We start from the raw sequence: 17,062 nt of genomic DNA on the forward strand, positions 1-17,062 counted from the left end.
GAAATATAGATTAAAACAAATTCAACTGGGTAAAATTTGCAAATTAGTGATAAACTTTTGTACCTTCAGGCTCACCCATAACCACATTGAGCAAGGCATTGGCTTTACTCATATCAAACACTTGCAATGGCACGTTATGCTCACGGCACAAGGCAATGGCGGTCAAGTCCATCACCCCCAATTTTTGGTCAAGTACTTGGTCAAAGGTCAATTCATCATATTTTACCGCATCTTCATAGGTGTTTGGATCTTTATTATACACGCCATCAACTTTGGTCGCTTTTAAAATCAAATTGGCTTCAATTTCAATCCCACGCAAGCAAGCAGCGGTATCGGTGGTAAAAAACGGATTGCCTGTCCCTGCGACAAACACACACACTTCGCCATTTTTTAGATAACGAATGGCATTGCGACTGCTATAATTTTCACATACTTCACCAATTTGCATTGCAGACATCAGACGGCATTTGATATTACGGCGTTCTAGGGCATCACGCATCGCTAAACCGTTCATCACCGTGGCAAGCATACCCATTTGGTCACCTGTCACTCGCCCAACCAACCCCTGTTTTTGGAGCTGGCTACCACGGTACAAATTACCGCCACCCACGACAATACCCACCTGCACGCCAAGCCCAACCAAATGAGCAATGGACAAACTCATACTATCAAGCACGCCAGAGTCAATACCCATATCATTTGCACCTGCAAGGGCTTCACCAGAGAGTTTTAGTAAAATGCGATTATAACGGGGGGCTTTGTCGGACATACTTCACCTTTTTTTGTGGTTGTTAAACTTTAAAATCGGCTAATTTTACCAAAAGTTTGCTTTTTTTGATACCAATTTTCATAAAAAAACTTTTTTTCATCAAAAATTCATATAAACTTTGCCAAGTTTTAAGCTTTACAAAAAAAATTACATAAAAGTTGCATAAAACATTGGCTAAAATCACAAAACTAGGTTATACTTATCAGCGTTAGTTAAGTTAAAGCTTTAACATTTTAAATGTTATCAATTTTTGTAAATCAAAACCAAGTTAGCTTTGTTCAGTCTTTTTTTATCCATTTTGGCAAAAAATCCTGCAATAATAGTTACAATTTTTTTTACACCTTTAACGCAGTTCACGCTCGTTAAAACCTTGTAACTTGATTAATATATCATCAACTTTTTTAATTAGGATTTTCTTATGTCAGATAAAGTAACTGGAACTGTTAAATGGTTCAACGAAAGCAAAGGTTTTGGCTTCATCGCTCAAGACAATGGCGGGCAAGACGTATTTGCACACTATAGTGCTATCCAAGGTTCAGGTTTTAAAACCTTAAAAGAGAACCAACGTGTCAGCTTTGTTCTAAGCGAAGGTCAAAAAGGCCCACAAGCTGAACAAATTGAAGCTATCTAATTTTAATTAAAATTAGATAATAAAGATAGTAAGAAGACAAGTTTTATAGCTTGTCTTTTTTTTATGGCGAATTTTTGCTATCGTTTTGCGATGATTTTTTTACATGAATATTGAAAAAATAACAAGAAATATAGTATGCTAAGGCTCTGTTGATCATTTAAAAAACGGACACGCTGATGAGTTATCTACTTCCCACCTATAAACGCCAACCAATCAGTTTTGTCAAAGGACAAGGCAGTTACCTTTTTACCGCAGATAATACCGCTTATTTAGACGCTTTGACAGGTATTGCCGTGTGCGGTCTGGGGCATTGCCATCCACGCATTAACCAAGCGATTGCCGAACAAGTAAGTACACTTGTACATACTAGCAATTTATTTGGCATTGATTGGCAAGAAAAAGCAGGCGAAAAACTGTGCCAACGTGCAGGCATGGACAAAGTATTTTTTGCCAATAGTGGGGCGGAAGCCAACGAAGCAGGATTAAAAATGGCTCGCCTATTTGCCCACCAACGTGGACAACAAAAAGCCCGTGTGATTGTCATGGACAATGCGTTTCATGGTCGTACGCTTTTGACCGTTTCAGCAACCGCTAACCCGACCGCTCGTGCAGGATTTTTTACCTTAGATGATGATTTTGTGCGTGTGCCGTTTGGCGATATTGTAGCGATTGAACACGCCTTAAACGAATTTGACGATATTTGTGCGATTATGCTAGAACCTATTCAAGGTGAAAGTGGCGTACGCACAGCGGACAATGGTTTTGAGTTTTTGACCCAAGTCCGCCAAATTTGTGATAAGCATGATTTATTAATGATTTTGGACGAAGTGCAAACAGGCAACGGACGCACAGGCAAATACTTTGCCTATCAACACAGCCAAATAAAACCTGACATTTTGACAACCGCTAAAGGATTGGGCAATGGTTTTCCCGTTGGGGCGTGTATGACGTTGGGGCGTGCCAATGATATTTTTAGTTACGGCTCACATGGTTCAACCTATGGTGGCACACCGCTGGCGTGCCGAATTGTCAGTGAAGTGATAGATGTGATTCATGATGAAAATTTATTAGACAATGTGATTAAAACCCATGATATTTTAAAAAATTACTTATTAGACAATCTTGCCAAGGATAACGTCAATGTGCGTGGGGCTGGCATGATGCTCGGTGTGGTTTTGCCAACCGATAGAAGCATTGATTTTACCAGTTTGGTGGACAAAGCTCGTGATAATCATCGGTTGATTATTAATGTGGCAGGGGGCAATGCCATTCGCTTGCTACCACCGCTAAATTTAACGGTCAGTGAAACACAAGAAATAGGTGAACGTTTGGTTAAATTGATTAAAGGTGCACTAGATTAATATTAAAAATATGGGGAAAGCTGATGAGCATATGGCGATTATTGGCATATTTTGTGTTTATTTTGGCGATAATTTTGTCTATTATCAGTTTTTTACAACAAAGTTTTAACCTATTTTTGTGGGCATTATTAAGTTTTTTAAAATATATTAATCCATTTGATTAACAATTCACTTTTTCCAAAATTTTTCATCATTTTTTCATAAAACTTCCAAAATTTTTGCATATTCATTTTTTATACTGTGGCAAATTCACAAAAAAAGGAAAAGATTATGCAAAAAACCCTATTTTCCAAATTAATGACGATTGCCCTACTCTGCGGGCTATTTGCCATTGCTCTTGCATTTGTTAGCGGAATTATTGATGAACGTCAACAATATTACCACCAAGTGATGGATGACATCAAAGCAACCCACGTCAGCGACCAATATGTCATGACGCCATTTATTGCCGTCGCCAATTCGCAAGGCGTGCATATCCCAAATTTTGCGACACAAAGTGACATAAAATCTCAAGCCAACGTCAGCGATAAAGACTATCATCGCAGTATTTATCATGCAATTAGTTATAACAATAAATTAAGTATTAACCAACAATTTAACCTTGGCAAGTATCTACAACTTGCCCCACTTATTGAAAAAACTGAACAAGGCTATCAACTCATCACAGGCGGTAGCGTAGAATCAACAATAGAAGCAAAAAATAACGTTGAAGTGACAACCGTATCTGCCACGCCAGCCAACAGCCAAGCAGCCCCACAAACTAATCCACAAAACTTAGCCAAAGAAACACCAAAACAACCTGCTAAACCGACCCCACGTTTTTACGATTGGCAAACAGCAAAATTGATTATTCCGATTTCGGATTTACGTGGCGTGACTTTGCCAAAAGTGACGATTAACGGTAAAAAATACACCGCTGAATTTCCCAAGGTCCAAGAAATTCCAGAAATTAAATATGTAGAAGTCAGCCTTGCTGAGATGTTTAACAACGAAATACAACGTAGCCAATGGGCATCCAAGGCAGATTTAGCAGTTAATATAGAGCTTGAATTAGTAGGGATTGACAGTTTTCATGTAATGCCATTGGGGGATAATTTTGGTTTAAATTTACAATCCAATTGGCAAGACCCAAAATTTTTTGGCAAAGCCTTACCGACCAAAAATTTTAGCCCAACAGGTTTTGTTGCAAAATGGCAAAATCAGTTTTTAGCCACTGAAAACAATAAAACCGTTAGCGAATGCCTATATGTCAACGCCACCAACTGTTATTTTCTGAATGGCAATGATGGGAACTGGCTAAGTACCGCTTTTGTGGAAAGTAATGACACTTATACCCAAACAGATCGCACTTTAAAATATGCGTTACTGTTAATCGTGGTATCATTTGGCACCTTCTTTTTATTTGAAGTATTAAAAGATTTACGTATTCACCCCATTCAATACGGCTTGGTAGCGACTGGTTTATTGGTATTTTATGTGTTGTTATTATCCTTTGCAGAACACATCGCCTTTTGGCAAGCCTACAGCATTGCATCGCTGGCGTGCGTAGGATTGATTGGTTGCTATACGTTTTTTGTGTTAAAAAGTTGGCTACGAAGTGCGATTTTTTCGGCAATTTTAGGCGGTTTATACGCAGGATTTTATCTAATTTTGGCAAGCGAAGGCATGAATTTACTACTCGGTGCGGTATTCTGCTTTGTGTTATTAGCCATCGTCATGTTCTTAACTCGCAACATTGACTGGTATCAAATCGGCGAAACACGTGAAAAAACCCCTGAAACATTGGCAATGATGACAAACAATAACCCTGAATAAACCACCATGTATCAAGGAATAAAACCATGAAAAATCAGTACGTTAACCATCAATATTTTTTAGGTAAACATAAAACCCTTATTCTGGCAGAATTAGGCCAACAAAATTTGAATTACATTGAGTTTGTGCATTGGCTTGCCGTGCCTACATTGGGAATCTTAATCAATTTTCAACACCAAATTTGTGAAAAAATTGGGCAATTATAAAGGTAAATCAAGACAAATTTAAAAAAATGGTATTTGACAAAATCTTGTTAAATACCGTTTTTCTTTTTGCAACCGTTAAAACTATGTTACAATTAACAGCTACCTTTTTAATAAACAAACGAGCGAGTTATGGAAAATACAACCACTATTGCCATTTTTGGACATAAAAAACCCGACACAGACGCGATTGTTTCCGCTATTGTCATGCAAGATTGGCTAGCTCAACAACACATTAAAGCCACCGCTTACCGACTGGATAATACCAATCCTGAAACGCAATTTTTGTTAAATCTTGTCAATATTTCCGTACCACCTTCCCTGCCAGACTTACCACAAGGGCAAGCTATCGCCTTGGTTGACCATAATGAAAGCGGACAATCTATCGCCAATTTAAACGATTATCAAATACAATACGTCATTGACCACCACAAACTCGGTGACTTAACCACGAGCGAGCCTGTCTATATTCGCTTGCAACCTGTCGGTTCAACCTGTACGCTCTTGTTTTTGATGTATCAAGAGCTGACATTGACACCACCAAAAAATTTAGCAACCTTGATGTGTGGGGCGATTATTTCCGATACGCTAAACTTACACAGTCCAACCGCTACCGCACAAGACCGCTTTGCTCTAAAACAGCTTAGCAACATCGCTGATATCAAGGATTTAGATAGTTTTGCCAAACAATTATTTGATGCCAAAAGTCATGTTGAGCATTTAACTGATTTAGAATTAATTAATAGTGATTTTAAACAATTTAGTTTTGATAAAGACAAAAATCCGCTACACATTGGTATTAGTTGTATTGAAACGGTGAACCCAAGCCAGATTTTTGCTCGTAAAGATGCCTTGCAACAAGCGTCTATTCGCTTAAAAACACAAAGTAACTTGGATTATTTGTTGGTAATCGTGGTAGATATTCTCGCCCAGCAATCTTGGCTAATCGCCAGTGACGACACCCAAAATTCGTTCATGACTCAAGTGTTTCATAGTGAAATGCAGGATAATTTGTTAAGCATTGGCAATAAGGTGAGCCGAAAAAAACAAATCGTCCCTGCGTTAGAAAACTTTCTTGCCGAACGTTAGTTTTTATTGGATTTTAAAAAGAAAACCGTTCGTCTTGAGCTTGTCGAAGTGTCGGTTTCTGTTATGGTGTTATGGTTCAACAAACTCAAGACGAACGGAAGCATTTTATTTAACACCTAATTAATGCTTATTTGGTAAATCTACGCCTAACATTTCTAACAATGCCGACATGCTCGCCGAAACGGTGATGTTTGGATTGGTTACCAAACCAAGGTAGCGTTGCATTTCAATCGGTTCATTCATACTCACGATTTGCAAATCTGAGCTAATCAAGGTTTCGGGCAATACCGACCAACCAAGCCCCACTGATACCAGCATACGGATAGACTCTAGCGGATTGGTGGACATGGTTGCATAGGGCTTAAGATTATGTTTAGCAAATTCTGACAGCGTGATTTGACTAGTAAACGTATTTGCCGCAGGTAAAATCGCAGGATAATTTGCTAATAGTTCTAAGGTTACATTGCTTTTTTGTGCCAAAGATGACAAAGTTCCTGTTACAAAATGTAAAGGGTCAGACCACAATGTATGATAATTCAAACGCTTATCATAAACAGGCGGTAGGGTCAAAAACGCCATAGACAAATCACCGTCTAGTACCGCTTTGTGTGCCTGTTCGCTATCCACAAAATGCACTTCTAACTGTACGGTTGGGTAGTTTTGGATAAATTGTTTTAACACAGCGGGTAAATGGTGCAAACCGATGTGGTGGCTCGTACCGATGACGAGTTTACCCGAAACGGATTGTTGACGATTTTTTAAATTAATTTTTAGATTATCATAATCATCCAACCAGCGTCTAGCGTGTGGCATCAGGTCATGAGCGGCTTGGGTTGGAATAATGCCACGTCCCACGGTGTCAAAAAGAGTTACATTAAATTCATCTTCAAGATTTTTGATGCGTTTTGACACGGCGGGTTGCGTGATAAATAGTTTGTCCGCCGCTTGTGAGATACTGCCTGTCTGCATGACTGCCAAAAAGGTGTTGAGATTGGTGGTGTTCATCAACTGCGTCCTATTTTCGCATAAATAAAAGTTTGTAAAATTTTTGAATCTATTACATATTATTATATAGAAGTTGGGATAAATTGCAAGGTTTTGATAAGGATAATCTGTAAAAAATCTGAAAAAAACGCAAAATCTTTGGGTTATAAAAATTTTGCGTTGTGATGATAAGATCAAAATAAAGGTTCAGGAATATAAGGTATTCCGCCTGCTTCCAAAGTATCAAAATTGGTACAACTGCTTACAGGACGCTTATCTTCATAAACTAAATCCCCCAATTTATCTTTAACTGTATAAGAAATTTGAATTTGGTCTTCTTTGATTATTGTAGCAAGCATTTCTCGACCATACTCATTGGTTTTCGTACCCAGATCATAAAGTGCTTTGCAGGAGGAAATAAAGCCAACGGTTTTCATTTTCTTAATGATTTCTGGGGGATATTGTGATTTTGTGAAATTTTTAAGTTTAATTTGATAATTAATCACAGGATAATTATTTTCAATATTAAGTGACATTTCAGAGGCAACGTTGGCAGGCAATTTATCATAAATCGGTTTTTTCAATTCCGTACGAATTTGTTCCGCAAGTTTTTTATCTTGATATTTTGGATAACCGTAATACAACGCTCCAAAAATTGCAAGTAAAATTATCAATCTCATTTTATAACGCCTTTAATAACTCTAAAAAATAACAGCATATTCTACCCCCCATTTAAAATTTATCAATAAAAATTTCAAGAGTTTTTTGGTTAATAATTGTGAAAAACTGGCAATCGCTTTTATTTTTGCCAAAATTTTTGTTATAATCAAATTAAAAGTTGGGCAAAAATCATTCCAAAAAGTTATAAAATCAATAAAAATCATAAAAAACGCAAAATCTTTGGGCGACAAAAATTTTGCGTTTTTAAATTTTCAAAAATTCATTAAATTAGGTAAAATAACCGTTTAATTCTTCAGTTTCATACGCTTCAAGTAATTCATCATAACCAACCGTCCAACTATCAAACATCACCACAGGTAATTCTAAGCCTTCTTTTTTAAATTCTGCTAAAATATCAGCATCTTCATTGATTTGGCTTACCGCATCGTTAGAATATTTAGCCATTTCTTTGTCAATCTCTCCAAAAAAAACAACGTCATCAATTCCACCGTTTTCCGCAACCATTTCAAGGGCTTTTAGGGATTTTTCACAGTTAGGTTTTACAAAAACCTGTACAAGAGCAGACATACTATCTCCTATCCTTTGTCTATTAAGTTAAAAAGTAAAATACTTGCTCATTTTACCCCCCCCACACCCAAAAAAGCAATAGCCTGTCAATTTATTTTTTGTTACCATTGTCAAAAAAAGCCTAACATTCCGAAATGTTTTTAAATTTATAAAAATCATCAATTAAATTTATAAAAATTTTCTGTTATAATGACACTCTAAACGTAATTTGATAACAAATTTTTTACAAAACTTTTAAAGGATACCCAACGCATGACAGGCAAAACCCTTTACGATAAACTTTGGGACGACCATTTGGTCAAAGAGCGTGATGACGGCTCGGCACTGATTTATATTGACCGTCAATTATTGCACGAGGTAACCAGTCCGCAGGCGTTTGAGGGCTTGACTTTGGCAAATCGTACCCCTTGGCGTTTGTCGGCAAATATTGCCACGCCTGACCACAACGTACCAACATCGGCTAAAGAACGCTCACAAGGTATTTCAGGCATTGAAGACGACACTTCTCGCATTCAAGTCAAAACGCTTGATGATAATTGCAATGCCTTTGATATTGTGCAATTTGGCATTAATGACGAACGCCAAGGCATCGTTCATGTGGTTGGACCTGAACAGGGGCTGACCTTACCTGGTATGACGGTGGTCTGTGGCGATAGCCATACCGCAACGCATGGGGCATTGGGCTGTCTGGCTCACGGCATTGGCACATCTGAGGTGGAACATGTGCTTGCGACCCAATGCCTTGTCGCCAAAAAAATGAAAAATATGCTTGTGTGTGTGGACGGCAAACTTGGCAAAGGCGTAACGCCCAAAGATGTGATTTTGGCGATTATTGGCAAAATTGGCACGGCAGGCGGGACGGGCTATGCCATTGAGTTTGGTGGACAAGTGTTCCGTGATATGTCCATTGAAGGGCGTATGACTGTGTGTAATATGGCGATTGAAGGCGGTGCAAGGGTCGGGCTTGTGGCAGTGGACGACAAAACCATAGACTATGTCAAAGGTCGCCCCTATGCACCGACAGGCGATGAGTGGGACAAGGCGGTTGCCTATTGGAACACCCTAAAATCGGATAATGACGCTCATTTTGATGCGGTGGTGGTGCTAAATGGCGATGAGATTGAACCGCAAATCTCGTGGGGGACTTCGCCTGAAATGGTGGTTGCTGTGTCGCAAAATGTGCCAACACTGGATATGGCAAAAGATGAAGTGCAAAAAAGCGACTGGGAGCGTGCTTATCGGTATATGGGCCTCTCGGCAGGTCAGTCGCTGTCGGACATTCGCCTTGACCGTGTGTTTATCGGCTCGTGTACCAATTCTCGCATTGAAGATTTGCGAGAAGTTGCTAAAATCGTGGCAGGTAAAAAAGTCGCCCTAACCATTAAACAAGCGATGATTGTGGCAGGTTCGGGTCTTGTCAAAAAACAAGCCGAAAAAGAGGGTTTGGATAAGATTTTTGTGGACGCAGGTTTTGAGTGGCGGCAGCCGGGCTGTTCTATGTGCCTTGCGATGAACGCCGACAAACTGCAAGCAGGCGAGCATTGTGCCAGTACATCAAACCGTAACTTTGAAGGTCGTCAAGGTAATGGTGGTCGCACGCACCTAGTGTCCCCTGCCATGGCGGCAGCGGCGGCGATAGCGGGGCATTTTGTAGATGTGCGATTGGTTTAATATCATTCTAATTATCTAAATTTTGTTTGACTTGATTTCTTAACTTGTTGTAGTATTATGTTTTTAAGTAATTTTTTGTTAGAGGAACTGCTATGGTGAAAAAAATTTTCTATATGCTTATTTGTTTAAGTTTTGTTTTGTTTTCTTCTGTTTCTTTTGCTGGTAAAAAAACTCCAAAAAAAAATTGGTCGAACAACAACAGTTCAAACTACCAAAGCATCCAGTGTAGCTAATAGTACACCTGCTAGGGTTACTAACGGTGCTGTTTATAAGACTGATGCTGAGGCTACCAAAGGTGCTACTGCGTTGGGGTATACTAAAACTAATTATAGAACCAAAAGTGGTGCAGTTGTATTTAAAAAAGGTAATAGTTATATTTCAAGAGATGTAGATGGGCATAATGGCGGTGCTTGGAAAGAAGCATCGTCACCTGAAAAATTAAATAGCAAAGATACAAGAAACGGTACTTTTGATGTTAATATGAACAGAATTGGAGATTAAGTGATGAATGATTTTTTTGATTTTTATAGAAATGTAACATTCTCTCAAAATTATGATGAAAATTCCTTTATTGGTAAATGGATTGATTACAGTATTTGGTCTGATGAAGAGTATTTGAAGTTAGAAAATTCACTTCTTAATATTCAAAAAGAATATCCATACCCCAATGATTTGCCAAGAGAAATAGTTGTATGCCTATTTCGAATTATCGAACTAATGATAGTGCCAAATTGGTTAGATTTTAACATTGAAAAATCTAATCCAAATGATAGCAGTGATATTTTTGATAGATTTGAGCGATTAAAAGTTATTTCTTGGTGTATATTATCTGGTAATGATATAAAGGAAATAGAATTTGGCTACAATCCTAGTTGATGTATTTTTATTTTATTCAAAAATAAGGCAGTCTATTAAATAGGCTTTGCCTTATTTTTAAAATCAAAAAAAATTATAATAAGTTAAGATTTTTTAATTTTAAAAGTTCAATAAACGGAGTATATAATGCCTTTTACAGTCGCCCAAATTGTGGGAGTGGCACAACAATTAGACACAAGTCATCAATTGTAAATTATTGAGCAGTTACAAAAATTGGTGGAACAAAAACCGCTTGACGATTTTTCGCAATACACCAAATTATCACGATTAAAATACCGTCCAGATGTTGTTGTTGGAAATTCTGATGATTTGGAAATTAAACTTGGAGCTTTTATGAAAAAATTATTATTAGTACTACCGATGTTAAGTCTTTTAAGTGCTTGTGTTATTACAGACCCTACTGGCAAGGTTGTACCGATTGTCATACAAACGCCAAGCCCCCAAGCGGTGATTATCAATGGTCAAATCAAAGACCCCAACGCACCGATTTATGTGTGTCAAATTAAGCCGTTTATAGATACTTTTAAAGCCGAAAACACAAACCGTGGCAAAGCGATTTTGGACACCCAAAAACAATGCCTTGCCAAAAACAATGCAATGTTTTGTGAAGTCAAAGACATTGAATGCACCGAATACAAATGATGAGTTATGGTGAACTTGTTAAAACTTTAAATTTAACTGATTTTTTTTGTTTAAAAGGAAAACTGTATGAACGATTTAGCCCAAAACACCTACCTAGATGTACGCAATCCCACCCAGCCAAAAGGCGATATGGTGCTAACTTGTGATGATATTGGCGAAGGTAGCACGCTGTCCAATGACTATGTCGCCAATATTTGGGGTTATAAAGGGGGCAATATCAGCCCTAATCTGAAATGGCAAAACGCCCCAAAAAACACCCAAAGTTTTGTGCTAACAATGTACGACCCAGACGCCCCAACAGGCTCGGGCTTTTGGCATTGGAATGTGTTTAATATTCCTGCTGAGTGGAGTGAATTACCAAAAGGTAAGTCCAATGATTTTGGCAATGGTATTATTGAGCTAAAAAATGATGCAGGACTGGACGGTTTTATGGGGGCATTTCCCCCAAAAGGCGATAAACCGCACCGCTATATTTTTACGCTGTATGCCTTAAATCAAAAATTGGATTTGGACAATAACATTAGCCCTGCGGTTTTGGGATTTAATTTAAATGGCAAAGTGTTGGCAACAGCAAGTTTGACGGCTTATTATAGTTGGTAAATGGGAGCCTAAAATGCCTATTGAAATTGTGGAGCATTATTATCAAATGATACAGCATTTAAACAATGCCGATAAAATGGTATTGGTTGAAAAAATCATTCATTCGGTTAATAATCCATTACAGTCATTAAATGCAAATAATCAAGACGGTTTATTGGGTTTTTTGGAAGATAAAAAAAATTCCCAAGACATTCAAAGTTTTTCCAATGATGTGATATTACAAAAAGATATTGATGAATATTCGTCTTTGGATTATTTGGCGGTGAGCGAAGATAAAACCGATAAAGATTGGATTACCAATTTTTTGGCAATGACCGAAAAGGCATCGCAAAATATTGCCACGCATTTACCACAAAATGAGCGTGGTTGGACACGAGATGATATCTATGAGCGATAAAGTATGAGCGATAAAGCCTTTATTGATACCAACATTTTGGTTTATACGGTTGATGGGCGGTTTCCAGAAAAACGCCAAATGGCTTTGGATTTAATCACAAATTTGCAAATCAATCAAAATCTTGTGATTTCTACCCAAGTTTTGCAAGAGTTTTATAATGTTACCACCTATAAACTTAAATTAGACCCAGTCCAAATGCAAAATACGGTTGCTAATTTGAGTAAATTGCCCATTGTATTGACCGATGTTTCGCTAATTGAACAAGGTATTAAGGTAAGCATTCATCATAAATTAAGATTGTGGGACGCTTTAATGATTGTCGCTGGATATAGAGCCGATTGCAAAATAATGTATTCCGAAGATTTAACGCACGGGCAAATCATTCAAGGCATTCGCATATTAAACCCTTTTAAACTCTAATAAGGCAAAAATTATGAAACAATACACCACCGAAATTGGCATTGTTGCCCCATTAGACCGTGCCAATGTGGATACGGATTTGATTATTCCTAAGCAGTTTTTAAAATCGATTAAACGCACAGGCTTTGGCGATAATTTGTTTGATGAACTGCGTTATTTGGACGAAGGCTATTTGGGGCAAGACATCAATGCACGCCCCAAAAACCCTGATTTTGTGCTAAATCAAGATCGCTATCAAGGGGCAACGATTTTGCTTGCTCGCACCAATTTTGGCTGTGGGTCAAGCCGTGAACACGCCCCTTGGGCATTGAATGAATATGGCTTTCGCACCGTGATTGCCCCAAGTTTTGCCGATATTTTCTTTAATAACTGTTTTAAAAACGGAATGCTCCCTGTGATATTGTCAGAGGCACAAGTTGATGAACTCTTTAAAGAGTGTTTTGATACTGTCGGCTATCAATTAACCGTAGATTTACAAAATCAAAAAGTGATTAGCCCAAGTGGTAAAGAATATCATTTTGAAGTGGACGCATTTCGCAAGCATTGTTTATTAAATGGGCTTGATGATATTGGACTAACTTTGCAAAATGCCGATGATATTAAAGCCTTTGAAGAAAAAACCAAAGCGGATAGACCGTGGGTGTTTAGAGAGTTAAATGCTTAATTGCTCATTAAATATTTGATTGTGTAAGGTGCGTATCACGCACCAATTTAAAATACTGTTTATAATTTTAAATGGATAAGTTTTTATATAAAAATATCATTGTATTTTTATATTATTTATATTAAAGGGTGCGTAATACGCACCTACAGTAAGTATTTAAATTTAAAAAAGGAAATCCCTATGAAACACATTGCAATCCTAAATGGCGACGGTATAGGACCTGAAATTGTCGCCCAAGCCGTTAAAGTTTTGGATAAACTCATTGAACAAGGCTTACAAGTTTCTTATGAATACGCCAAATTGGGCGGAGAAGCCTATGATGCTTATGGCTCACCATATCCTAATGAGACCCAAGAAATCGTGAGAAAAGCCGATGCGGTGCTATTAGGGGCGGTGGGTTCTCCGCAATACGACAATTTAGACCGCCCCTTACGCCCAGAGCGAGGGCTTTTGGCAATTCGCAAAGATTTAAATTTATTTGCTAATTTACGCCCTGCCATTTTATATAAAGAACTTGCTAATGCCTCTACTTTAAAACCAGAAGTGGTGGCGGGACTTGATATTTTAATCGTACGAGAATTAACGGGCGATATTTATTTTGGCGAACCACGGGGCATTATTACCAACGATAAAGGCGAGCGTGAAGGCTTTAATACCATGCGATATAGCGAGAGTGAAATTCGCCGTATTGCCAAAGTGTCCTTTGAGTCCGCCCAAAAACGGGGTAAAAAATTGTGTTCGGTGGATAAAGCCAATGTGCTGGAGACGACCGAACTTTGGAAAGAAATTTTTAATGAAGTCGCCAAAGACTATCCAGATGTCGAGCTTAGCCATATGTATGTGGATAATTGTGCGATGCAACTGGTCAAAAACCCCAAGCAATTTGATGTGGTGGCGACAGGCAATATTTTTGGCGATATTCTCTCCGACCAAGCGTCAATGCTGACAGGCTCTATTGGAATGCTCCCGTCAGCAAGCCTTGATGAAAATGGCAAAGGACTTTATGAGCCAAGCCACGGCTCTGCTCCTGACATTGCAGGTCAAAATAAGGCGAATCCACTCGCAACCATTTTATCGCTTGCGATGATGCTTCGGTATAGCTTAAACGATGAAAAGTGTGCCAAGCAAGTGGAGAATGCCGTGCAAGCGGTATTGGCGGACGACTATCGCACCAAAGATATTTATGAGGACGGCACAACGCTTGTGGGCTGTGAGCAAATGGGGGATTTGGTGGTGGATAGGTTGTAACTGATAGCACTCAAAAATAAGTTTGTTCCATAAATTTCTCCTAAACATCAGATTGATTAAACCAATCCGTCCGCCTTAAATCCTGCTTACATTGCCGTCTTTGTTTTTTGCGGGCAAGGACGACATCGTCTTTATCGTGCAATCCGCCTTTTTGCAATAGTGGATTTAGGGCGAGATAGTTTCTGGGTTTAATGGGTTTTTGCGATTGGGCAATTAAATTAGGATTTTTTGCTAATTGTTTGCCAAGTTTAATGAGGGATTTTTGGGTTTTAGATTTCATTTTTATACTCACTGAATTTATTCTGTATAATTAGCAATATATTTCAACAGTTCATTTAACAAAGCAACATACTCATCAACAGTAATTTGAACTGTTAAAAATTCTGCATTGTCATCAATTTTACCAAAAAATAACAAGTCGTTATCTTGTTTAATAACGGCAATATCCGCATTTTTGGTTGATAAGTCATAACTAAAAAAGTCCAATTTATTATCAATATATTGATAAATTGGCATTTTTTGTTCAGTCATCACATCAAATAAATTCTCAACTGTTTCGCCTTGATAATTTTCTTTTAAACGAAATAAACTTTCATTGTTAAAATCATCAATTTCTTTTTGAATACTATTAACAACCATTGCATAATAATGAAAGCAGTCATTCACAGTCAAACAATGGTTGGCAAAATAAACATTCATTTCAATTAAGCCATTATTGGTAGATAAAATTTCATAAGCAATTTTATTTTTATTGCCAATCATTTTCATCATTTACCCCTTAATACACATCACTTGTTTGAGCGTATGCACCACCTCCACCAAATCATTTTGATTTGCCATGACCGCATCAATGTCTTTATACGCCTGTGGAATTTCGTCCATGACGCCTTTGTCTTTTCAGCATTCAATGCCTACTGTTTGGGCTTTTAAATCATCAAGTGTAAAAGAACGAATCGCCTTACCACGACTAAGCCTACGCCCAGATCCATGTGAACAAGAACAAAAACTCTCGCTATTACCCTTGCCTTTGACAATATAGGACTTTGCTCCCATAGAGCCTGGAATAATCCCAAGTTCACCGTCATAAGCACTAATCGCCCCTTTTCTGGTAATATAAACTTGACTATCAAAATGTGTCTCTTGGCTGACATAATTATGATGACAATTAATCGCTTCTTTTGTTGGCACAAAATGGGGCAATTCATTTTTTAAGACATTTAAAATAAGTCGCATCATCTCACGCCGATTTTCAAAGGCATAATCCTGAGCCCATTGTACCGCTTCCATATAATCATCAAAACTTTGTGAGCCAAGGGCAAAATAAGACAATTCACGATCAGGGATAAAACCAAGCCGAGTTTCACATTCTTTTTTGGCAAGCGTAATAAAATACTCGCCAATACACGCCCCAATGCCACGACTTCCCGAATGGAGCATTATCCAAACATCATCATTTTCGTCCACACACAATTCAATAAAATGGTTACCACCGCCAAGCGTGCCAAGTTGTTTTGCCCAAGTGCGGTCAAAATTACGGAGCATTTTGGTTAAGCCTTTGTGCTTATCAGTAATTTTTTTTAGACGAATGGCAAGGAGGTCAAGCGTACTCATTTTCACCGAAATGCTTTGATGACAATTAAAGCCAACAGGGACTTTTTGCTCAATAGCAGAGCGAATTTTACCAAGGCTATCAGGTAATTGTGAACCTTTAATGGATAATCGCACTGCATTCATGCCACAACCAATATCCACCCCAACCGCAGACGGAATCAGGGCGTCTTTGGTCGGAATCACGCTACCGACTGTTGCCCCTTTGCCAATATGCACATCAGGCATCACGGCAATGTGTGAATGAATAAAAGGGAGCTAGCTTAATGTGCGTAATTGGCGAATGGCATCGTCTTCAATGTCATTGGTAAAAATTTTAACAGGCACACCTTTTGCAACGGCATTTTTATTTAAAGTTAATTGGATTGGCATATATTTTTCCTAAAATTGGTTGGTCTTTTAATTTTTTTTGGCATAACAAAGCCTGTATTATTTTTTAATAATAAAAAATAATAAATGAAGCAAAAAACACAAATATTATTAATAAATTTTAAACAATAAAAATCCTTTGTCCAATTTACCAAATCAAAAATTTAGCAAAAAAGATAAAAATTGTTTGATTAAAAAGAAAACAACAACAAGAAATGACCAAAAATTTGGCAGGTGATGTGATAAAAATGGATAAGCATAAAAAACCCAAGTTTATTCATCACATAATTTTTACCAATAAAGTAACTATTTTTGGCAATGGCTTGATGAATTTAACTTAGGTTTTGTGAAAAAATAGCGTAAAACCAGTCTATTAGCGAGATAAAACCAATAAGTTAGAATCATCAGGTTTTGTTGTTGTGTAAAGATGTACAGTCATGATGTCTCTCCCATTGGTTGTGGTTTTA

20 protein-coding genes and 1 pseudogene are annotated in these 17,062 nt (G+C 37.8%); 14 read left to right on the forward strand and 7 right to left on the reverse strand.

Annotation, left to right across the window (positions count from 1 at the left end):
* Positions 1-43: 43 nt before the first annotated feature.
* A complete protein-coding gene (pyrH, locus tag A3G3_RS0100710) occupies positions 44-769 on the reverse strand; it encodes a UMP kinase (RefSeq protein WP_019518623.1) in 726 nt (241 codons plus the stop codon).
* Between the two features lie 418 nt (positions 770-1,187).
* Here pyrH and A3G3_RS0100720 point away from each other — a divergent pair, with 418 nt between their 5' ends.
* The 5 genes from A3G3_RS0100720 (at position 1,188) to A3G3_RS0100745 (ending at position 5,868) form a co-directional block, all read left to right on the forward strand.
* A complete protein-coding gene (locus A3G3_RS0100720) occupies positions 1,188-1,400 on the forward strand; it encodes a cold-shock protein (RefSeq protein WP_019518625.1) in 213 nt (70 codons plus the stop codon).
* A gap of 176 nt (positions 1,401-1,576) precedes the next feature.
* Positions 1,577-2,761, forward strand: a complete 1,185-nt coding sequence (locus A3G3_RS0100725) for an aspartate aminotransferase family protein (RefSeq protein WP_019518626.1) — start codon at positions 1,577-1,579, stop codon at positions 2,759-2,761.
* Between the two features lie 23 nt (positions 2,762-2,784).
* Positions 2,785-2,925, forward strand: a complete 141-nt coding sequence (locus tag A3G3_RS14410) for a hypothetical protein (protein ID WP_019518627.1) — start codon at positions 2,785-2,787, stop codon at positions 2,923-2,925.
* A gap of 106 nt (positions 2,926-3,031) precedes the next feature.
* Complete coding sequence (gene creD, locus A3G3_RS0100735) at positions 3,032-4,576, forward strand: cell envelope integrity protein CreD (RefSeq protein WP_019518628.1); 1,545 nt, start codon at positions 3,032-3,034, stop codon at positions 4,574-4,576.
* Between the two features lie 335 nt (positions 4,577-4,911).
* The gene (locus A3G3_RS0100745) at positions 4,912-5,868 is read left to right on the forward strand and encodes a manganese-dependent inorganic pyrophosphatase (RefSeq protein ID WP_019518630.1); all 957 of its coding nucleotides are present in this window, start codon (positions 4,912-4,914) and stop codon (positions 5,866-5,868) included.
* A 120-nt stretch (positions 5,869-5,988) separates the two neighbouring features.
* Here A3G3_RS0100745 and A3G3_RS0100750 read toward each other — a convergent pair whose 3' ends face one another.
* From A3G3_RS0100750 to A3G3_RS0100765, 3 genes are all read right to left on the reverse strand, one after another.
* Complete coding sequence (locus A3G3_RS0100750; protein WP_019518631.1) at positions 5,989-6,873, reverse strand: LysR family transcriptional regulator; 885 nt, start codon at positions 6,871-6,873, stop codon at positions 5,989-5,991.
* Positions 6,874-7,046: 173 nt separating this feature from the next.
* Positions 7,047-7,532, reverse strand: coding sequence for a hypothetical protein (locus A3G3_RS0100755; protein WP_019518632.1), 486 nt, complete (start codon positions 7,530-7,532; stop codon positions 7,047-7,049).
* Between the two features lie 268 nt (positions 7,533-7,800).
* On the reverse strand, positions 7,801-8,100 hold the full coding sequence (locus A3G3_RS0100765; protein ID WP_019518634.1) for a hypothetical protein: 300 nt from the start codon (positions 8,098-8,100) through the stop codon (positions 7,801-7,803).
* 252 nt (positions 8,101-8,352) lie between these two features.
* On the opposite strand from A3G3_RS0100765, the gene leuC reads away from it, so the two are divergent.
* From leuC to leuB, 9 genes are all read left to right on the forward strand, one after another.
* Positions 8,353-9,771, forward strand: coding sequence for a 3-isopropylmalate dehydratase large subunit (gene leuC / locus A3G3_RS0100770; RefSeq protein WP_019518635.1), 1,419 nt, complete (start codon positions 8,353-8,355; stop codon positions 9,769-9,771).
* A 156-nt stretch (positions 9,772-9,927) separates the two neighbouring features.
* Entirely contained in the window at positions 9,928-10,272 is a 345-nt protein-coding gene (locus tag A3G3_RS0100775; protein ID WP_228702691.1) for a toxin C-terminal domain-containing protein, read from the forward strand.
* Between the two features lie 3 nt (positions 10,273-10,275).
* A complete protein-coding gene (locus tag A3G3_RS0100780) occupies positions 10,276-10,647 on the forward strand; it encodes an Imm41 family immunity protein (protein ID WP_026212766.1) in 372 nt (123 codons plus the stop codon).
* Positions 10,648-10,980: 333 nt separating this feature from the next.
* Positions 10,981-11,289 (forward strand): hypothetical protein, encoded by a 309-nt coding sequence (locus A3G3_RS0100785; protein ID WP_026212767.1) that lies wholly within the window; start codon positions 10,981-10,983, stop codon positions 11,287-11,289.
* Between the two features lie 66 nt (positions 11,290-11,355).
* Positions 11,356-11,889, forward strand: coding sequence for a YbhB/YbcL family Raf kinase inhibitor-like protein (locus A3G3_RS0100790; RefSeq protein WP_019518639.1), 534 nt, complete (start codon positions 11,356-11,358; stop codon positions 11,887-11,889).
* A 13-nt stretch (positions 11,890-11,902) separates the two neighbouring features.
* A complete protein-coding gene (locus tag A3G3_RS0100795; protein WP_019518640.1) occupies positions 11,903-12,286 on the forward strand; it encodes a hypothetical protein in 384 nt (127 codons plus the stop codon).
* Between the two features lie 3 nt (positions 12,287-12,289).
* Complete coding sequence (locus tag A3G3_RS0100800) at positions 12,290-12,706, forward strand: PIN domain-containing protein (RefSeq protein ID WP_019518641.1); 417 nt, start codon at positions 12,290-12,292, stop codon at positions 12,704-12,706.
* A gap of 13 nt (positions 12,707-12,719) precedes the next feature.
* Positions 12,720-13,370: a 3-isopropylmalate dehydratase small subunit gene (gene leuD, locus A3G3_RS0100805; RefSeq protein WP_019518642.1), complete on the forward strand. Its 651-nt coding sequence runs from the start codon at positions 12,720-12,722 to the stop codon at positions 13,368-13,370.
* 180 nt (positions 13,371-13,550) lie between these two features.
* Positions 13,551-14,618 carry a 3-isopropylmalate dehydrogenase gene (gene leuB, locus A3G3_RS0100810; protein WP_019518643.1) on the forward strand — a complete coding sequence of 356 codons (1,068 nt, stop codon included), beginning with the start codon at positions 13,551-13,553 and terminating at the stop codon, positions 14,616-14,618.
* Between the two features lie 40 nt (positions 14,619-14,658).
* Here leuB and A3G3_RS12820 read toward each other — a convergent pair whose 3' ends face one another.
* From A3G3_RS12820 to A3G3_RS12825, 3 genes and pseudogenes are all read right to left on the reverse strand, one after another.
* Complete coding sequence (locus A3G3_RS12820; RefSeq protein ID WP_019518644.1) at positions 14,659-14,898, reverse strand: hypothetical protein; 240 nt, start codon at positions 14,896-14,898, stop codon at positions 14,659-14,661.
* A 17-nt stretch (positions 14,899-14,915) separates the two neighbouring features.
* On the reverse strand, positions 14,916-15,386 hold the full coding sequence (locus tag A3G3_RS0100820; RefSeq protein ID WP_019518645.1) for a hypothetical protein: 471 nt from the start codon (positions 15,384-15,386) through the stop codon (positions 14,916-14,918).
* A gap of 3 nt (positions 15,387-15,389) precedes the next feature.
* A pseudogene (locus tag A3G3_RS12825) lies at positions 15,390-16,598 on the reverse strand (RtcB family protein).
* Positions 16,599-17,062: the final 464 nt, after the last annotated feature.

This window comes from Moraxella boevrei DSM 14165, from assembly GCF_000379845.1.
Classification (GTDB): domain Bacteria; phylum Pseudomonadota; class Gammaproteobacteria; order Pseudomonadales; family Moraxellaceae; genus Faucicola; species Faucicola boevrei.

Coding starts and splice junctions, on each gene's coding strand:
- pyrH (WP_019518623.1), bottom strand. CDS start 769: ATGTCCGACAAAGCCCCCCGTTATAATCGCATTTTACTAAAACTCTCT.
- A3G3_RS0100720 (WP_019518625.1), top strand. CDS start 1,188: ATGTCAGATAAAGTAACTGGAACTGTTAAATGGTTCAACGAAAGCAAA.
- A3G3_RS0100725 (WP_019518626.1), top strand. CDS start 1,577: ATGAGTTATCTACTTCCCACCTATAAACGCCAACCAATCAGTTTTGTC.
- A3G3_RS14410 (WP_019518627.1), top strand. CDS start 2,785: ATGAGCATATGGCGATTATTGGCATATTTTGTGTTTATTTTGGCGATA.
- creD (WP_019518628.1), top strand. CDS start 3,032: ATGCAAAAAACCCTATTTTCCAAATTAATGACGATTGCCCTACTCTGC.
- A3G3_RS0100745 (WP_019518630.1), top strand. CDS start 4,912: ATGGAAAATACAACCACTATTGCCATTTTTGGACATAAAAAACCCGAC.
- A3G3_RS0100750 (WP_019518631.1), bottom strand. CDS start 6,873: ATGAACACCACCAATCTCAACACCTTTTTGGCAGTCATGCAGACAGGC.
- A3G3_RS0100755 (WP_019518632.1), bottom strand. CDS start 7,532: ATGAGATTGATAATTTTACTTGCAATTTTTGGAGCGTTGTATTACGGT.
- A3G3_RS0100765 (WP_019518634.1), bottom strand. CDS start 8,100: ATGTCTGCTCTTGTACAGGTTTTTGTAAAACCTAACTGTGAAAAATCC.
- leuC (WP_019518635.1), top strand. CDS start 8,353: ATGACAGGCAAAACCCTTTACGATAAACTTTGGGACGACCATTTGGTC.
- A3G3_RS0100780 (WP_026212766.1), top strand. CDS start 10,276: ATGAATGATTTTTTTGATTTTTATAGAAATGTAACATTCTCTCAAAAT.
- A3G3_RS0100785 (WP_026212767.1), top strand. CDS start 10,981: ATGAAAAAATTATTATTAGTACTACCGATGTTAAGTCTTTTAAGTGCT.
- A3G3_RS0100790 (WP_019518639.1), top strand. CDS start 11,356: ATGAACGATTTAGCCCAAAACACCTACCTAGATGTACGCAATCCCACC.
- A3G3_RS0100795 (WP_019518640.1), top strand. CDS start 11,903: ATGCCTATTGAAATTGTGGAGCATTATTATCAAATGATACAGCATTTA.
- A3G3_RS0100800 (WP_019518641.1), top strand. CDS start 12,290: ATGAGCGATAAAGCCTTTATTGATACCAACATTTTGGTTTATACGGTT.
- leuD (WP_019518642.1), top strand. CDS start 12,720: ATGAAACAATACACCACCGAAATTGGCATTGTTGCCCCATTAGACCGT.
- leuB (WP_019518643.1), top strand. CDS start 13,551: ATGAAACACATTGCAATCCTAAATGGCGACGGTATAGGACCTGAAATT.
- A3G3_RS12820 (WP_019518644.1), bottom strand. CDS start 14,898: ATGAAATCTAAAACCCAAAAATCCCTCATTAAACTTGGCAAACAATTA.
- A3G3_RS0100820 (WP_019518645.1), bottom strand. CDS start 15,386: ATGAAAATGATTGGCAATAAAAATAAAATTGCTTATGAAATTTTATCT.